The following is a 15,715-nucleotide window of genomic DNA, read 5'->3' on the forward strand; positions in this document are numbered from 1 at the left end:
AAGTTGTATTGTCCAATCAACGACTAAAAGCCTGGGATTAGTATAGCGTAACTTGTCTGATTTGGTTACCCATTTCTACGTCGCTTACAGCACCTTTAAAATTCTGACGCTCTACTTTCAGGATTGAAATAACGTATCGGTCGCCAGGTTGCGCTTGTTGGGCAAGAGAAGATATAGAACCGCCTCCTCCGTTGAGGGTAACGCCTCCGATACGTCTGTTGCCACGGGCAAGTGAAATTTCAACTTGCGAAACTCGGAATTTTGCATCTTCCGGAGAGAAGTTCTTGAAACTCTCGTCTGGTACTGCCAGCACCTGAACACTTCTGGCACCAGATGCAGGTGCACCTCTACGCTCGTCGAAAGGAGCTCCGTTTACGCGTACTTCCAAAGATGGTTTCGGAACGCGGTTTACTTTGAATGGCTCAGAACCGAGTAGGTTACCGGCATTGCTTACATTGATATTCAGGCTGGATTTGTTCGGAACGATTGTGAACTTGCCTTTTTGGCCGCTGGGGATGATTTCACCGCCGTCTGTTGAGAAGTTAGGTGCCCAAAGCGGCCCAAGTGCAGGGCTCTGAATGCTCAGCTTGTTGGCGCAGCCCAAGTACAACGGAGGCAAAGTTCCCGTTTCAATCTGGTAGGAAGGCTTCACGACGAAGTATTCCTGAGTCATCGTATAAGTTGTATCTTTTCCGGATGGGGTAGGGATGGTGATCTGTCCACGAAGCTCTTTTTTAGCAAGACCTTCTGCATTGTAGCCACCGCCCTGGGCAGTAAACTCGATGAGACCTACGCCATTTTCCACTTTAACAGGCGAACCGTTCAGGCTCATGCGTGGGGTAATACCCGATGCGGATGCTGCGATGAACATCTGGCCCTTGAATTTTGTACCGGCTACTACCGTTTTTGCATCGGCGCTTACCATGGCAAGAACTCTGTCGAATTTAATGTCGGCTGCACCTACTTTGCTGGCGAGGTAGTTCAGTACTTCGCCTTCCATACGACGGATGTCGGTTTGTTTCTGGCTGAGTACAGCCAATGCAGCTGCAACAGGCGTAGATTCGAAATTCAATTCGGCAAAGTCTTTGTTGCGCTGGTCTTTGTTACCTTTTGCAACCGGATCTTCCCGACCGTCGAGCGCAAGTCCTGCAAACTTATTAGGCGAATAATTATTCAGCGCTGTTGTATAGCCATTCAGAACTTGTTTCAACTGATATGCTTTACCATTTTTTCTTGCACCAATCATCAGTTCAGCCACTTTGGCTTCTTCATCGGGATTTTTGATTCCGCCTTCTTCGTTGAAACCACCACCGGCATTGGTAATGATCTCTTGTTTCAAAGCATTCAGTTGATTTGTGATATCAGAAGAAATCTTGCGTACTTCATCAGCCTGCTTGATCACTGCGACATCTGAGGAGCGGTTCCCCGACTTTTCCACCGCAGCTTTTATTTTGAGTACCGTTTCCTGATTTATCTTGTTAGCTGCTCCGGAGGATAGTTCCAAAGAATTGTTCAGAAGGATGAATTTTTCGATGATAGCTGAGCTTACCTGCAATGCGAGCATTGCTGTAAGCACCAAATACATCATTCCAATCATCTTTTGACGGGGTGTTTCTTTTCCACCTGCCATATTGTTGTGTAATCAGTTTTCAGTGATTGAATTATTTAACTAACAACAATGACTCTGTAATCCTGAGAATTACAGAGTCATTGCGAGAGCGCCCTTACGCATTGCCACCACGCATCGCGGTCAGCATATTGCCGTAAATGCCGTTCAATGACGAGATGTTGTTGGTCAATCTCGCCATTTCACTCTTGAATACCTGAGATTCTTTGGTTGCATCGGCCATGTTTTCCATAGCAGCTGTCAGGTTTCCGTAGAATGCGTTCATCGCTTTCAGGTGTTTGGTAGTATCCTGCAATTCCAGTTCATATACAGCGTTCAATGCACCCATGTTTTTAGTGATCTGCTGGAACTGGTCGCGGTATGACTGTGCATCTTTGGTAGCGTCTGCCATGGAGGTCATTGCGTTAATAGCAACTCCGTAAGACTTGTTCATATCACTGATTGCAGTTGAAGCACTCTTTACATTTCGTGCGTAGTCATTGGTAGCAACGGTAGCGTCAGTTAGGTCGGTGATCTTGCCCACTGTTTCAGACAGGTTTTTGAAACCTTTGCCCAGGCTATCGAAAACCTCAGGAGTGATCTTCGCATTGTCAAGCATATTGTCCAATTTGGCAGTGATGTTGCTGCTGGGGGCAGAGCTTCTTGAAATGGCAGGCCCGCTGTAATCGTCGGCAAGTTCAGGGTAAACTCTTGTCCAATCCGGATCTTTGTCGCTCGGTTGGGTAAGGGTCTGTAATGCATAAAGCAAGAAAATCAGAACCTCGGTTCCCAGACCCGCTATCAGAAGAGGGCCACCGAAATCCCAGTGCTGAATTTTTGCCAAAGCTCCTAAAATTACGACGGCAGCGCCCGCACTATATATTGTTGGTACTAGTTTATCCCAAAAAAAATTAGGTCCGCTACTCTTAGCCATACGAATTGAAATCGGTTACAGTGAAAAAATTATAGTAAGTAAAGTGTTAGATTGGTTCGTCAGATCGTAAAAAAGAAGCAGTGTAAAAACGCTGCTTCTTTTTTAGTCGAAGTATTTTTAGCGACGACGGGAACGAGCTCCACCGCGATCGTTCACATTATCCATTACACAACGGAAGCCGATAAATGCGCGGGTTTCGGTTTCAAACTCATAAGTCCGGGTACCGGTTTGCAGGTAATATGCGATATCTTTCCATGAACCGCCTTTTACTACTTTGCGGGGTTCGTCCGGATTATCGTAGCGTGGGTTCATATCCCATACAATCGCAGTCGCATTGTCTGTGTAAGCGTCGGAAGTCCATTCTGCTACGTTTCCAGCCATGTTGTACAAGCCGAAATCGTTCGGGTTATATGCGTTAGCGGGACCGGTGTAAGGATAGCCGTCAGCGTCGTAGTTTCCACGTTGTGGTTTGAAGTTCGCAAGGAAGCAACCTTTAGCATTCATGGTGTACGGGTTACCCCAGGGATATTTTGCAACAGCGCGTCCGCCTCTCGCAGCCCATTCCCATTCAGCTTCTGTCGGTAGACGGAAGCCTGTTGAGTTGAACTGGCCTTCCTTGTTCTGGAAGTCGTGAAGCAGGTTGGTGCGCCATTTTGAAAAATATTGTGCAGCGATCCAGCTTACGCCTACAACAGGGTATGTGTCGAAACCCGGGTGCTGATAGTAGTATTCTACGAATGGATCACCGTTGGAGTAGGCGAAGTCTTTTTTCCAAACGGTAGTATCGGGATAGTACTTGGCCATGATTTCTTCCTCGCCCAGTACGGATACGGAGTCAACCAGTAGCGCGTTTACGAACTGACGATATTCGTTGTTCGTGATCTCAGTATCATCCATAAAAAATGAACTGATCGTCACGCGGCGGTTCATATTGTTCATGGAGGAAGCGATGTCTTCGTCGGCCTGGCCCATTACAAATGAACCTGAAGGGATTACAACCATTCCAGCCGGAGTGGTTTGTTTAAATCCTTTACGGGCAGTCGCAGTGATTTCACCGTTTTGAATACCGCTTTCTTCTTTTCCTCCCTTGCCAAACTTGCTTTTGAGGAAACCGCAGCTTTGCAAGAGCATCAATGCGGCTACCAGAAGCAGGCTTTTGACTCCATCCCGATAGAACACTTTCACATTCATAGTGGTTTTGTAAATTTTGATAATAAAATGCTAGCCTAAAAACGTTAACGAATGATATCTAGTATACTTGAAATAAAAACAAACTGTGAACGCCTGCCAGATTGGATGCCTCCGATTTCGACGGTGAAATCGCTACGGATCAGTTACTAAATCAGGCGTTTATCGACTTAACGTAAGAAAAATGCAAATGGTATGGAAGCCGAACATTTTACAAATATAAATCAAAGTTTCGCAAACTGCTTCACATGAGTTACCAAGAGGTTTGCAAAAAACGTCGATTTGACATTCACTTCTTAGATTTTTAATAATTAGGCGATAAAATATTAATATTGCTTGAGGCGTTTAAACGGCTTGCTAAAAGCGGAATCTAGGTGTACGGATAGGCGCTTTTTTGCCGAATTTCGGAGAAGGTAATGCATATGAAAGCATTACCTCAAAAGACGAAGGTGCCTTTGCTTTATCACCGCCTACCACCATATCATACGCTCCCGAGAGCCTCAACGATTGATCCGGCAGGAGATAAATGCCGCCCATGATGATGAAGTAAGTATCTTGTTGTCGGTAAGTACCGCCAATCCAGTAACGCTTATTGTATGTAACAGTGGCGCCTCCCTCGACAGATACGGTGCTAATGTCTGATTTTACCAGAACGATCGGTTGAATATCGAGCAGGTAACCAAGTTCCAGGTTTACCCCGGCATTAAAATACAGTGTCCTTGGAAGCGGATTGGTGCCGGTTTCAGAACCTAACTGGTATTTGGGTTTCAGGAAGTGATTTAATGAGATACCTGCATAGAATGTCTCATTCTCATAACGCGCTCCCACAGAGAAATCTGGGTTGATTTCAGCGATTGTGCCTGTCTGGATCAAGGGATCATCCGGATCGCGGGCACGCAGCTTTCCATAGTCGATTGCCTGCCGGAATAGCCCTGCGCTGACACCCAAGCCCAACTTACCCCCGCCAAGCGGCAGCTGATATGCGGCTGAAAGTTTAAAGTCCTGATCTGTTCTCGGGCCACTTTTATCGTTTAGCGCATAAAAGCCGATACCAAAATTTTTGAAGGGCATGCTGAATGAGAACAGTTGCGTTGAAAGTGCGCCACCGGTGTCATCAATATTAGTACCTTGATAACCTGCGTATTGCGTCCTGTGTGTAAGCTGGAATTTCGTAAGGCCATCAGCTCCGGCAGCGGCTGGGTTCAGGTAGAGCTGATTCAAGGAGAATAAGCTGAACTGCGCATCCTTCTGGGCAAGGGCGCAGAGCGGTAGGAAAAGCAATAATGCAAAGGGCCGGATATATCTGGTACTTCGAATAGTAAAAGTCAAAGTCATGCCGCTGGAATGGATTTAAGGAACACGCTGATATGCTTTCGGATTTAGATTGATAACGCATATTGCTTAAAAAAATTGATATAAACATGAAAAAGCCCCGGATTTTTTCCGGGGCTTTTTGTGCCTTTGCAAAGGTGTTTATACGTTGTTCGCCTGGCGGATGTATAGGTCCAGTGCGCCTGTCATAGAAGGGGCATTGGGAAGCGGTGCCTGAATGTCAACAAACAAGCCTGCATCCTCCACGGCCTTAGCAGTAGTAGGGCCAAATGCCGCAATGCGGGTACTGTTCTGTTTGAAATCCGGGAAGTTATCGAAAAGCGACTTGATCCCTGAGGGACTGAAGAATGCGATAATATCGTAATATACATCTTCAAGGTCAGATAAATCCGCCGAACCTGTCTGATACATAGTCGCTTCTGTAAAGTGGAATTCTTCCGTGTCGGCAAACTCGGGGATGTCATTTTTTCTGACGTCCGAACATGGGTAGAGGAACTTCTCTTTTTTATGCTTACGCATCAGCTCAATCAGCTCGGCAGCTGTTTTCGTGCCTGTAAAGATCTTTCTTTTGCGGATCACAATGTATTTCTGCAGGTAATTGGCAGTTTGTTCCGAGATACAGAAATATTTCATCGTAGCAGGTACCTCGACGCGGCCTTCGTTACAAACACGAAAGAAATGATCGATCGCGTTGCGGCTCGTGAAAATTACAGCCGTGTGGTCCAGAATGTTGACTTTTTGCTTCCGAAAGTCTTTATAGGAAACTCCGTCGACCTGAATGAACGGGCGGAAATCAACCTTGATATTATACTTTCTGGCTAATTCGTAATAAGGTGAATTCTCGTCTGCTGGTCGGGATTGACTTACTAAAAGGCTGGTTACTTTTTTAAGCCTGTCCTGATCAAAATTGATGGTATCACTCATGTATAATCCTCATTAGTTTATTCCCAAATCATATCTCGTTACTACAAAGCAAACTTCATACTCACGATGAGCGGGATAATTTCGATGACACAAAGGTAAGAAAATAAATAGAGATTAATCAACGAGCCGGTCGGCTTGGCTACAACATAAAGTCCGACAAACCGCGCCAGATAGAAAAAAAGAAACGGTAAAAGTACATACGGTCTGCTTGCATCCAGCCAGTTGATGTGATTGGAATACAAGCCGAAAATGACCAGAAAAATCAATGCGTAAAAAAGGTACGAAGACTGTACGATCTTGATAAACATGATGTCGACCTGCTTGTCCAGATTAAGCATATTCCCAGCTAAAACCATGAATACATACTTCGCATAGATCAAAAGAAAGAAGATCAGCGAAAGGATAAAGAAGTCCCCCAGGATTTGTAATGTATTTGCTTTTTCGGATAGTATTGTGCTGACAGAGAATAAATTAAGCCTGTTTACGGATAAATAAATCACGGTAAATCCCATCATCATCGAACTGATCACCACGAAGAAAATCACCGTGTTGCTGTAAGGCTTGTTGATCTTCGATAACTGGTCGCGCGGGTCGTTGTTGAAAAATTCGATAGGATTTATCAAACGGATAAAAGACAGCGGGTTCAGATTGAAAATCCAGGCATTTAGAATAAGGATAATGATCAAAGCAATGCCCGCAAACGTACCGAATGGTGAGAGGGAAACAGGCTTGATATTAATAAAACTGGAACGGGCTGGCGCAATGGTTTCAGCATCTGTCTCCTTCTTTTTGTTGCAGATAATGACCGTTTTATCCGCAATGCCGGGGTTGCCGTAGAGGGTAAGTAACAATTCATCTTTGTGGTAAAGACGGTACAAACTGTCCAGGTTGAGTTCCTGCCATTTGCCCGCGTCTATCCGGTTTTGCAATGCCCCTTCCAAAAAAAGGTAGCTCTCATTTTCGGAATGGACCAGAAGCGAATATCGCCTGTTTTTGACCAGATCAATATAAAGGCTTGTGAAGCGCGTGCCTTCGTTGACGCCTTGCGAGAAAGGGACGTAGTTTTTGTAATTTTCATTATACACCAGCCAGTCGTCCTGGTAGTTATATACCGGGAAAAACTGGCGTGGCGGGTTCACTTTTGGCGCGCCGTGCGTGAGCGTGCCCAACAAGCCTAATGCCGTAAAAAAAGCCCAAAAAACAGTCGGATAGATGGACTTCATCGGTACAAAAAAGGCTGGGTTCCCCCAGCCCTTTGATCAAAGTCAGTTAGCAATGATTATTTTCTTCCCAGCGCAAGAAGCATGGTTTCGCCGATCAATGCAGGTGATTCTGCCACGAAAATGCCAGATTCCTTCATGATACGGATCTTTGCTTCTGCGGTATCGTCAGCACCGCCGATGATAGCGCCCGCGTGGCCCATACGGCGTCCTTTCGGCGCAGTCTGTCCAGCAATAAAACCTACAACCGGCTTTTTGTTACCAGTCGATTTTACGTAGTTCGCAGCATCCGCTTCCATGCTTCCGCCGATCTCACCGATCATGACGATCGCTTCGGTTTCGTCGTCGTTCATCAGGAGCTCAACCGCTTCCTTGGTAGTTGTGCCGATGATAGGGTCACCGCCGATACCGATAGCAGTTGTCTGGCCCAATCCGGCACGTGTTAACTGGTCTACGGCTTCGTAAGTAAGCGTTCCGGATTTCGATACCAGACCGATCGTTCCTTTTTTGAAGATAAAGCCTGGCATGATACCAACTTTACATTCTTCCGCAGTGATAATACCGGGGCAGTTAGGGCCGATCAGGCGCGTATTTTTGTTTTTGATATATTCTTTTGCCTGCATCATGTCCTTGGTTGGGATACCCTCGGTGATACAAACGATAACGCCGATACCAGCATCAGCAGCTTCCATGATCGCGTCCGCAGCAAATGCCGGTGGAACAAAGATGATGGACACGTCTGCCCCGGTAGCGCGTACGGCAAGGTCAACTGTATTAAAAACAGGTCTTTCCAAATGAGAAAGCCCACCTTTGCCAGGCGTAACACCACCTACGACATTCGTACCGTATTCAATCATTTGTTGGGCGTGGAAAGAGCCCTCCGAACCGGTAAATCCCTGAACTATGATCTTGGAGTTTTTATTAACTAAAACGCTCATGTTGGTAAATCAGTTTTTTCGGTAAAAGTAGGACGAAAAGCACGAAGTAGCAAAATGTAGCCATAATTTGTAAATTGCTTTTTTGACTACATGATGGCTGTTTATGAACATATTTCTGAATCCGCATATATTTTCTAATCTCGTTCTAACGATCACCAGTTTATTTGTCTTCTTTCGCTATTTCAGGCAACAACCGGTTTTGATCCGATGGCTCTGGGGCATTTTTTTTGCAAGCATTTCACTCGCAGCATTTACCGACTTCCTGTTTTATGGGGGTGTGGAGGGGTTGGGGCAGGTAAAAGAAGTACTGATGGCGGGAGAAATGACGCTGGGGGCATTGTGTCTCGTAACCGCGTCCTGGTGTCTAATTATGCGTTATAAAAGCGGGAAGTATCTATTCTTTTCGACGGTTGGGTTGGGAACATTGCTATTCTACTGCATTACCTGGTTCCGGGTGGAATATGTAGGTTTGATCATTAAGGCATTTTGTATCCTGGTAACATTGCTGATCTCCTGTGTAGGGTTGGCAAACCGCCAGAAGAGCGCATTGTGGACGCTGTTTTCAATGATGCTGCTGGCACTTTCCACGAAGTCGGGGAAGCTGCCGATACCGATGGACCCGGTGGACATTAATCACTATATGATGGTGTTATCGCTGATTTGTGTCGGAAGGGCCGTGCGTGATCAGTACAAGATCCTCTTTTAAATTCAAACAATTGTTAATGCATTGCATTTTTCAGAACGCGTGTCGTAAATTGCACCAGTTAAATTTAAATAAACAAGTTTACTAATACTCAGATATGAAAATGACCAAGTATGGCGTAATGCTTCTTGCCTCGGTTTTGGCTTTTGGAGCAGTTACAATGAACCCTGTTTCGGCTGAAACGTCTCCTGCTAAAGAAGTATCAAGCGATGTAAAGCAAGCTAAAACGATCGTTATCAAAGGTAGTGATGCAATGCAGTTCGACCTGAAAGAGATCAAAGTGAAGGCGGGACAAAAAGTGAAACTTACGCTGACACACTCAGGTAAACTTGCGAAGGCTGCTATGGGCCACAACTGGGTGCTTCTGAAACCAGGTACTGATGTAGCAGCATTCGGATCGAAAGCTGCTGCTGCAAGAGAGACAGATTATATTCCTGCATCAGAAAAAGCGAGCATCATCGCGCATACCAAGCTGGTAGGCGGTGGCGAAAGCGATACGATCGAGTTTACAGCTCCTGCAAAAGGAACTTATTCATTCATTTGCAGCTTCCCAGGCCACTACGCGCTGATGAAAGGCAGCTTCATCGTTGAATAGCCAACCCTGAGCCTACATATAAAAGGCGTCGCATTATGCGACGCCTTTTCTGTTTATATCTCTGCCAATTGCTTCTCGATCAGCTCGATCACTTCCGGGCGGTCCCATTGCGAGGCGCCTATTTCCTGCACAAGGATCTTGCCCTTATAGATGATGTACGTCCTTGGGATGGCATTTCCGTCGAGGGCCGCGGGATAGGGGCCGGCATACTGGTAAAATGGCAGATTATATCCTTTCCGCGCGATGAACGGGTTTACGGTTTCTGCATCTTCGTCGGAAATAATGTAGAATGCCACGTTGCTGTGGTCCTTGTATTTGTTATAAAGTGTTTGAATGCCAGGCATTTCGATGTTGCAAGGGCCGCACCAGGTCGCCCACACATTCACGAAGGCAATTTTGTTCTCATCCATAGTCACGCCCTTTCCGGTCAGGTCGGTTAACGGTAGGTACACCGATTCAGTTGCTGTTGGTGGTGCTCCCGCAAACTCGTGGTTTTCTTGCACAGGTGATTTGAAAAATGCATAATAAACCGCAGCGCCAGCTATGAGCAGCAGTAAAATGAACGATACTTGCCTGGTGGTTGAAGACATAACTGGTGAGTTCTGGTGAATGGATGTAGATGGGAGCCATTCCAAAAATAGGGCTTTTCTTTTTTTGATGCTGACTCGGAATTTGAATACTTTTATACACTATTTAAAAAACATTGATTTGAGGAAAAGGTTTACTTTCATGAGACTTCAATTTACTGGCATTTCATTTCTCCTAGCACTTACACTCCACTGCCCTGCTTTTGCCCAACGTTCAGCTGCCGAGTATTTCGAAGACGGTAATACCAAAGCCGGCACGGGCGACTTTAATGGTGCAATGCAAGCATACACTACCGTTATTTCGATGAACCCGGACCATGCGCCAAGCTATTTTAACCGTGGACTCGCTAAGGCTAATCTCAAAGACTACCGCGGCGCGATGCTGGATTACGATAAGGCCATTGAACTGAATCCGAAGGAAGCACTTTATTATCAGAGCCGGGGTGTAAGCAAAAGTCTGCAGGAAGATTATCGTTCGGCCATCGAGGACTATTCCAAATCCATCGAACTCAATCCCGAAGAGCCGAAAGTATATTATAATCGGGGCGTAAGCTACGCCAAATTGAAAAATCACCGGAATGCGCTCATCGACCTGGATCATGCATTGGCATTAAATCCCGACGAGCTTGCGGCGCTCTATGCCCGCGGTAATTGCAAGCAGGATCTGGCGGAATATGCCGGTAGCCTTGCGGATTTCACGCGCGTGATAGAGCTGAGCCCGAAACGTACCGGTGCGTATGCAGGAAGAGGTTTGGCCAAACTGGAGTTGGGTGATTACCAGGGTGCCGGCGCGGATTTTACCCGTGCCATCGAGCTGAGTCCTAACGATAGCGAATATTACAGTAACCGGGGTTTGGCCAAGACCAAATTGGAAGATTATCAGGGCGCAATCATTGATTTTGACAAAACCATCCAATTAGATCCTGAAAATTACAGTGCCTATTATGGCCGAGGATTTGCCAAAGGAAAGCTTAACGACCCGCGTGGCGCCATTGCTGATCTCTCCAAGGCCATCGAGGTGAAAAATGCTTATACTGGCGACCCAAAAAAGAATGCCTACACCGGGAAGATTAATAAGGAAAAATTGGATGAGCTGCGTGATCAGGTTAAGATCAATATCAAAGTCGACAACCTCACGAATGAGCGTGCAGAGGCATATTATGTACGTGCGATCGCCAAGTCGAAAGTTGGGGAGCTTAAAGGCGCATTGCAAGATCTTACAACCGCTGTGGAACTCAATCCTACGTATTCAAATGCCTATTTTTCAAGGGCGGTGATCCGCTCGACCTCCGGCGACCAAATGGGCGCGGTGCTTGATTTTACCAGCTCCATTAAATTGCGCTCGGATTATCCCGAAGCATATTATCTGAGGGGAATAATCAAAAACAGCCTGGGTGAAGTGAACGACGGTTGCCTCGATCTGAGTAAAGCCGGTGAGCTGGGTTATCAGCAGGCTTATAAGGTGATTGCGACTTACTGTAACTAGAATCTGTGTTGGGGGAAGGGAGGATGGAGAAAAGGGATGAAGGGAAGAAAGAAAAGAAAAGGGAGGATGAATGACTTGAACATCATTCCATCCTCCCTTTTTTCCTTCGTCCCTTTTCTCAGAACTAAGCTTTTTTTAAATTTTCAGCTACTTTATCCCAGTTTACAACATCCCAGAATGCTTTGATGTAATCCGGGCGTTTGTTTTGGTAGTGCAAGTAATAGGCGTGCTCCCAAACGTCGAGGGCGAGAATTGGTGTCCCTTTGAAATCAGAAACATCCATGAGCGGGTTATCCTGGTTAGGGGTAGAGCCTACCGCCAGTTTACCGCCTTTTGCTACCAACCACGCCCAACCTGAACCGAAACGGGTTGTTGCAGCTTTGCCAAACTCTTCTTTGAACTTATCAAATGAACCGAACTGGCCATTGATTGCGTCGGCTACGGCACCGGTCGGCGCTGCACTCTTTTTAGGTCCCAATACCTCCCAGAAGAAAGTGTGGTTCCAATGACCGCCGCCATTATTGCGGATCGCCACAGGTGTTTTGCTGATCGACTTGATAATATCTTCAAGGGATTTCTTTTCCCATTCGGTTCCTTTTACAGCGTCGTTGAGGTTTTTGACATACGTCGCGTGGTGCTTTCCGTAGTGGATTTCCATCGTTAGTTTATCGATGCTGGGCTCCAATGCGCCGAAATCGTAGGGTAGTGGTGCTTGCTTGAAAGGGGCGGTTTCCGCCAGTATGGTATTGGATGTTCCGGCTTGCGACGCTCCGGCGAACGATTGCTCTGCCATTGCACTCACAGTCAATGCGCTGCCTGCGAGTGTCTTCAAAAAGTCTGTTCTATTCATAATAGTACATTTGGTGTTTAGTGTTAATCATAAGCCACCCGGCTTACGATACTGCGACCGAGCGTGATCTCGTCTGCATATTCCAGGTCTCCGCCAATGGGAATACCTCTTGCAATAGTGCTGATTTTGACGCCCGTTGCCTTTATTCTTTTTTGCAAATAGAAAGCTGTAGTGTCACCCTCCATCGTAGGGCTGAGTGCCAATATCACTTCCTGAACCGCATCTTCATTTCCCCGATCCGCTAATCTTGACATTAGCGAATCGATTTCAAGATCCGAAGGGCCAATACCTTCCAGTGGAGAAATAATGCCGCCTAATACATGATACAGGCCGCGATATTGGTTAGTGGATTCTATGGCCAGTACGTCGCGTGTATCCACCACGACACAGATCGTGGTCTGGTCGCGCTTGTTACTACCGCAAATGTTGCACAGCACGTCATCGGCGATGTTGTGGCAGCGAGTGCAATAGGTGGTTTTGGTACGCATACTCAGCAATGCATCGGACAATGAGCGTGTCTGTTCTTCGTCCCTTTTTAGCAAATGTAATGCCAGGCGTAATGCAGTTTTTTTACCAATTCCCGGGAGACGGGAAATTTCGGTGACGGCTTCCTCAATAAGACGTGAGGGGTAGTTCATGAGAAGATGCTGAGTGATGGTTTTTGTGATAGTTCAAAAACCCGTTTTGTTGATGCGGCAATGTGCAGAAAGCTGCGGCTTTTCAATGGACTTCCGCAGAAATGCCGCGGCGGCAGATTTCATTACGCATTCCCGCCAGCTCTTCGAAAGAACCTTCTTTGACGGAGCATTTACCTTTATAGTGAATGATAATCGTGCACTGCTCGGCTTGCTCACTGCTATGTCCACAGACCTCAATCAATGTATCGATCACCCAATCGAAGGTATTCACGTCGTCATTGTAGATTACGAGCTTTTTAATCTCCGTATCTACGGTTTCTTCCAGAATTTCCAGCTCTGTTTCTGTGAGCGCTTGCATAACAATCAAATTTCTGTTTGATTAGCAAATCTAATTAAAAACGGAGACTATCCGAAGCTTTTAAGCGCCTTTTAATCCACTCCTGAATCCCCAAAACCCACTTTAATGAACCCATATATTTCCCTGGTGATCCTGGTAGTTTATTTTGGAATGCTAATTACAGTGTCCATTTACACTTCCAGGGGAGCTGATACGAACACATTTTTTACAGCTAACCGGCAATCGCCCTGGTACTTGGTCGCGTTCGGGATGATTGGTACTTCTTTGTCGGGTGTCACGTTCGTTTCGGTGCCGGGAGCTGTGGCGAATATCCAGTTTTCCTATTTCCAGGTGGTAATCGGATACATTCTGGGTTATCTGGTTATCGGCACGGTGCTGATGCCGCTTTATTACCGCCTCAACCTAATCTCAATCTATTCCTATCTCGAACAGCGTTTTGGCTTCTGGTCTTACAAAACTGGTTCGGGTTTCTTTTTGCTCTCGCGTACGATCGGCTCGGCGGTGCGCTTGTATGTGGCGGCGCAGGTATTGCAACTGGCATTGTTCAAACCCCTGGGCATTCCCTTTGAAGTGGCGGTGGCCATTACAATATTCCTGATCTGGATTTATACATTCAAAGGTGGTGTCAAAACGATCATCGTAACAGACACGCTGCAAACATTCTTCCTCATTACAGCTGTGATTCTGACTATCATACTCGTTTCGAGCGAGTTGAAATTGGACGGTTTGGGAGGGATCTGGACGGCCGTTCAAAAAAGCGGATATTCGCAGATATTTTATTGGGATACAAACGATCCTAAGAACTTCTTTAAACAGTTCTTTGCAGGTGTTTTCATCGCTATTGTAATGACTGGCCTTGATCAGGACCTGATGCAGAAAAACCTAACCTGCAAAAATATAGGTGAAGCACAGAAGAACATGTTCTGGTTTGTAGTCGTACTGGTGATCGTCAACTTCCTTTTCCTTTCGCTGGGGGCATTGCTTTACGTATATGCAGAGGCGCAAGGCATTCCCGCAACGGCGAGGACAGATGATTTTTACCCGATGCTTGCGTTGAACCATCTCGGTCTCGTCGTGGGTATTACGTTCCTCCTGGGTATTACCGCCGCCACCTACGCCAGCTCCGATTCTGCCCTTACGGCATTGACGACCGCTTTCTGCATTGATTTTATGGAAATCGAGAAGCGGCCTGAAGAAAAACGTTCTTCCATCAAATTTTGGGTACACGTGGGTTTCTCTGTAGTCTTTTACCTGGTAATCCTCATTTTCAACCGGATGAACAATAAAGAGGTAATTACAGCTGTGTTCGATCTGGCAGGTTACACTTATGGCCCGCTGCTCGGGCTTTTCGCCTTTGGCGCATTTCTGAAACGACCGGTTAAAGACCGCTTTGTCCCGATCGTCTGCATTCTCGCCCCGATCATCACCTACATTATCAACGACCATTCCGCCGAGTGGTTCAATGGTTATAAATTTGGTTTTGAAAGGTTGATAATCAATGGTTTGATAACATTTGTCGGACTATGGTTACTACATGATAAAACTGCAAAGCGATATGTGCCGCAGGCCTAGTTGGCCCGAAAGAAACAGACGTATTATTAATGTGCGAAGGCCTTGGAAACGGTTACAAAATTCCGGGGCTTTTTCTTGTATATATCCAAAAAAATATTAACTTTCTGATAAAATCAGGCGTGCTCCGACATGCCACCTGATGGATGTTTTGTTGAAAGATGAGGTCGGTTATTTATTTAACAAACTAAACTTTTTGCAATATGAAAACACTGTCAGTCATTTTATTGGGCATTGTACTATGTTTTTCGTGCAAGGACAAGGCCGCAGAAGAGGAAGCTTCCCGTCAGGCCAACCTCGAAAAGGAGAAGCAAGCCATTAAAGCAGTCATAGAAAATGAAACAAAGTCATTTTTCGCTCGGGATTTCGCAGCCTGGAAATCGAATTATGCGCAAACCGACTACGCTTTTCAGGCCTGGAGTAATGATGATGGTACTTTTGATTCCAACGTAGGTTGGAAGGATATCAACAAGCAGGTAGGTAAATATATCCAGGCTAACCCGGAACCGGTGTCCAGCCACCCGATCGTAGAGCGGAAGAACATGATATTCAAATTTTATGATGATGACGTGGCTTACCTGACCTGGGACCAGTTTAACAGCGATAAATCGGAAAAGAACTTTCACCATAGCAAGGAAGTAAGGCTACTGGAAAAGATCAATGGAGAATGGAAGATCGTTTGTGTGTCGGCTTTCTGGGATTACCGGCACCCAATACCTGCGAGCAGGCTGCCGATGATCCAGAAGATCGCGAATGAGAACAAAGGAAAAATCTGACCCCGTGCAAC

General features: G+C 46.0%; 16 protein-coding genes. 5 read left to right on the plus strand and 11 right to left on the minus strand.

Annotated features, from left to right (window positions below):
- Positions 1-37 precede the first annotated feature (37 nt).
- The 7 genes from gldM to sucD all read right to left on the minus strand — a co-directional run bounded on the left by gldM (position 38) and on the right by sucD (position 8,142).
- Positions 38-1,630 carry a gliding motility protein GldM gene (gene gldM / locus LZD49_RS30330; RefSeq protein ID WP_234671804.1) on the minus strand — a complete coding sequence of 531 codons (1,593 nt, stop codon included), beginning with the start codon at positions 1,628-1,630 and terminating at the stop codon, positions 38-40.
- A 94-nt stretch (positions 1,631-1,724) separates the two neighbouring features.
- Positions 1,725-2,540, minus strand: coding sequence for a gliding motility protein GldL (gene gldL / locus LZD49_RS30335; RefSeq protein WP_234671805.1), 816 nt, complete (start codon positions 2,538-2,540; stop codon positions 1,725-1,727).
- Positions 2,541-2,657: 117 nt separating this feature from the next.
- On the minus strand, positions 2,658-3,731 hold the full coding sequence (locus LZD49_RS30340; RefSeq protein ID WP_234671806.1) for an SUMF1/EgtB/PvdO family nonheme iron enzyme: 1,074 nt from the start codon (positions 3,729-3,731) through the stop codon (positions 2,658-2,660).
- Between the two features lie 354 nt (positions 3,732-4,085).
- Entirely contained in the window at positions 4,086-5,063 is a 978-nt protein-coding gene (locus tag LZD49_RS30345; RefSeq protein WP_234671807.1) for a PorP/SprF family type IX secretion system membrane protein, read from the minus strand.
- 138 nt (positions 5,064-5,201) lie between these two features.
- Positions 5,202-5,984, minus strand: coding sequence for a uroporphyrinogen-III synthase (locus LZD49_RS30350; protein ID WP_234671808.1), 783 nt, complete (start codon positions 5,982-5,984; stop codon positions 5,202-5,204).
- Positions 5,985-6,025: 41 nt separating this feature from the next.
- A complete protein-coding gene (locus tag LZD49_RS30355) occupies positions 6,026-7,207 on the minus strand; it encodes a DUF4271 domain-containing protein (RefSeq protein WP_234671810.1) in 1,182 nt (393 codons plus the stop codon).
- Positions 7,208-7,263: 56 nt separating this feature from the next.
- Positions 7,264-8,142 carry a succinate--CoA ligase subunit alpha gene (gene sucD / locus LZD49_RS30360; RefSeq protein ID WP_234671812.1) on the minus strand — a complete coding sequence of 293 codons (879 nt, stop codon included), beginning with the start codon at positions 8,140-8,142 and terminating at the stop codon, positions 7,264-7,266.
- 103 nt (positions 8,143-8,245) lie between these two features.
- On the opposite strand from sucD, the gene LZD49_RS30365 reads away from it, so the two are divergent.
- Entirely contained in the window at positions 8,246-8,848 is a 603-nt protein-coding gene (locus tag LZD49_RS30365; protein WP_234671814.1) for a DUF6962 family protein, read from the plus strand.
- Positions 8,849-8,942: 94 nt separating this feature from the next.
- Positions 8,943-9,440: an azurin gene (gene azu / locus LZD49_RS30370; RefSeq protein WP_234671816.1), complete on the plus strand. Its 498-nt coding sequence runs from the start codon at positions 8,943-8,945 to the stop codon at positions 9,438-9,440.
- A 53-nt stretch (positions 9,441-9,493) separates the two neighbouring features.
- Here the strand turns inward: azu and LZD49_RS30375 are convergent, their stop codons facing one another.
- Positions 9,494-10,030 (minus strand): TlpA disulfide reductase family protein, encoded by a 537-nt coding sequence (locus tag LZD49_RS30375; protein ID WP_234671817.1) that lies wholly within the window; start codon positions 10,028-10,030, stop codon positions 9,494-9,496.
- Between the two features lie 139 nt (positions 10,031-10,169).
- On the opposite strand from LZD49_RS30375, the gene LZD49_RS30380 reads away from it, so the two are divergent.
- Entirely contained in the window at positions 10,170-11,513 is a 1,344-nt protein-coding gene (locus LZD49_RS30380; protein WP_234671818.1) for a tetratricopeptide repeat protein, read from the plus strand.
- A gap of 124 nt (positions 11,514-11,637) precedes the next feature.
- Here the strand turns inward: LZD49_RS30380 and LZD49_RS30385 are convergent, their stop codons facing one another.
- From LZD49_RS30385 to LZD49_RS30395, 3 genes are all read right to left on the minus strand, one after another.
- On the minus strand, positions 11,638-12,363 hold the full coding sequence (locus LZD49_RS30385) for a superoxide dismutase (RefSeq protein ID WP_234671819.1): 726 nt from the start codon (positions 12,361-12,363) through the stop codon (positions 11,638-11,640).
- 23 nt (positions 12,364-12,386) lie between these two features.
- Positions 12,387-13,001, minus strand: a complete 615-nt coding sequence (gene recR / locus LZD49_RS30390) for a recombination mediator RecR (protein WP_234671820.1) — start codon at positions 12,999-13,001, stop codon at positions 12,387-12,389.
- Positions 13,002-13,083: 82 nt separating this feature from the next.
- A complete protein-coding gene (locus LZD49_RS30395) occupies positions 13,084-13,359 on the minus strand; it encodes an ATP-dependent Clp protease adaptor ClpS (protein ID WP_234671821.1) in 276 nt (91 codons plus the stop codon).
- A gap of 105 nt (positions 13,360-13,464) precedes the next feature.
- On the opposite strand from LZD49_RS30395, the gene LZD49_RS30400 reads away from it, so the two are divergent.
- Positions 13,465-14,931 carry a sodium:solute symporter gene (locus LZD49_RS30400; RefSeq protein WP_234671822.1) on the plus strand — a complete coding sequence of 489 codons (1,467 nt, stop codon included), beginning with the start codon at positions 13,465-13,467 and terminating at the stop codon, positions 14,929-14,931.
- Between the two features lie 200 nt (positions 14,932-15,131).
- On the plus strand, positions 15,132-15,704 hold the full coding sequence (locus tag LZD49_RS30405; protein ID WP_234671823.1) for a hypothetical protein: 573 nt from the start codon (positions 15,132-15,134) through the stop codon (positions 15,702-15,704).
- Positions 15,705-15,715 lie beyond the last annotated feature (11 nt).

This window comes from Dyadobacter sp. CY261, assembly GCF_021440085.1.
Taxonomy (GTDB): Bacteria; Bacteroidota; Bacteroidia; order Cytophagales; family Spirosomataceae; genus Dyadobacter.

Excerpts from the sequence above, each read along its gene's own strand:
- LZD49_RS30345 (WP_234671807.1), bottom strand. The coding sequence starts at position 5,063 with ATGACTTTGACTTTTACTATTCGAAGTACCAGATATATCCGGCCCTTT.
- azu (WP_234671816.1), top strand. The coding sequence starts at position 8,943 with ATGAAAATGACCAAGTATGGCGTAATGCTTCTTGCCTCGGTTTTGGCT.
- LZD49_RS30385 (WP_234671819.1), bottom strand. The coding sequence starts at position 12,363 with ATGAATAGAACAGACTTTTTGAAGACACTCGCAGGCAGCGCATTGACT.
- gldM (WP_234671804.1), bottom strand. The coding sequence starts at position 1,630 with ATGGCAGGTGGAAAAGAAACACCCCGTCAAAAGATGATTGGAATGATG.
- LZD49_RS30400 (WP_234671822.1), top strand. The coding sequence starts at position 13,465 with ATGAACCCATATATTTCCCTGGTGATCCTGGTAGTTTATTTTGGAATG.
- sucD (WP_234671812.1), bottom strand. The coding sequence starts at position 8,142 with ATGAGCGTTTTAGTTAATAAAAACTCCAAGATCATAGTTCAGGGATTT.
- LZD49_RS30365 (WP_234671814.1), top strand. The coding sequence starts at position 8,246 with ATGAACATATTTCTGAATCCGCATATATTTTCTAATCTCGTTCTAACG.
- LZD49_RS30405 (WP_234671823.1), top strand. The coding sequence starts at position 15,132 with ATGAAAACACTGTCAGTCATTTTATTGGGCATTGTACTATGTTTTTCG.
- recR (WP_234671820.1), bottom strand. The coding sequence starts at position 13,001 with ATGAACTACCCCTCACGTCTTATTGAGGAAGCCGTCACCGAAATTTCC.
- LZD49_RS30340 (WP_234671806.1), bottom strand. The coding sequence starts at position 3,731 with ATGAATGTGAAAGTGTTCTATCGGGATGGAGTCAAAAGCCTGCTTCTG.
- gldL (WP_234671805.1), bottom strand. The coding sequence starts at position 2,540 with ATGGCTAAGAGTAGCGGACCTAATTTTTTTTGGGATAAACTAGTACCA.
- LZD49_RS30395 (WP_234671821.1), bottom strand. The coding sequence starts at position 13,359 with ATGCAAGCGCTCACAGAAACAGAGCTGGAAATTCTGGAAGAAACCGTA.
- LZD49_RS30380 (WP_234671818.1), top strand. The coding sequence starts at position 10,170 with ATGAGACTTCAATTTACTGGCATTTCATTTCTCCTAGCACTTACACTC.
- LZD49_RS30355 (WP_234671810.1), bottom strand. The coding sequence starts at position 7,207 with ATGAAGTCCATCTATCCGACTGTTTTTTGGGCTTTTTTTACGGCATTA.
- LZD49_RS30375 (WP_234671817.1), bottom strand. The coding sequence starts at position 10,030 with ATGTCTTCAACCACCAGGCAAGTATCGTTCATTTTACTGCTGCTCATA.
- LZD49_RS30350 (WP_234671808.1), bottom strand. The coding sequence starts at position 5,984 with ATGAGTGATACCATCAATTTTGATCAGGACAGGCTTAAAAAAGTAACC.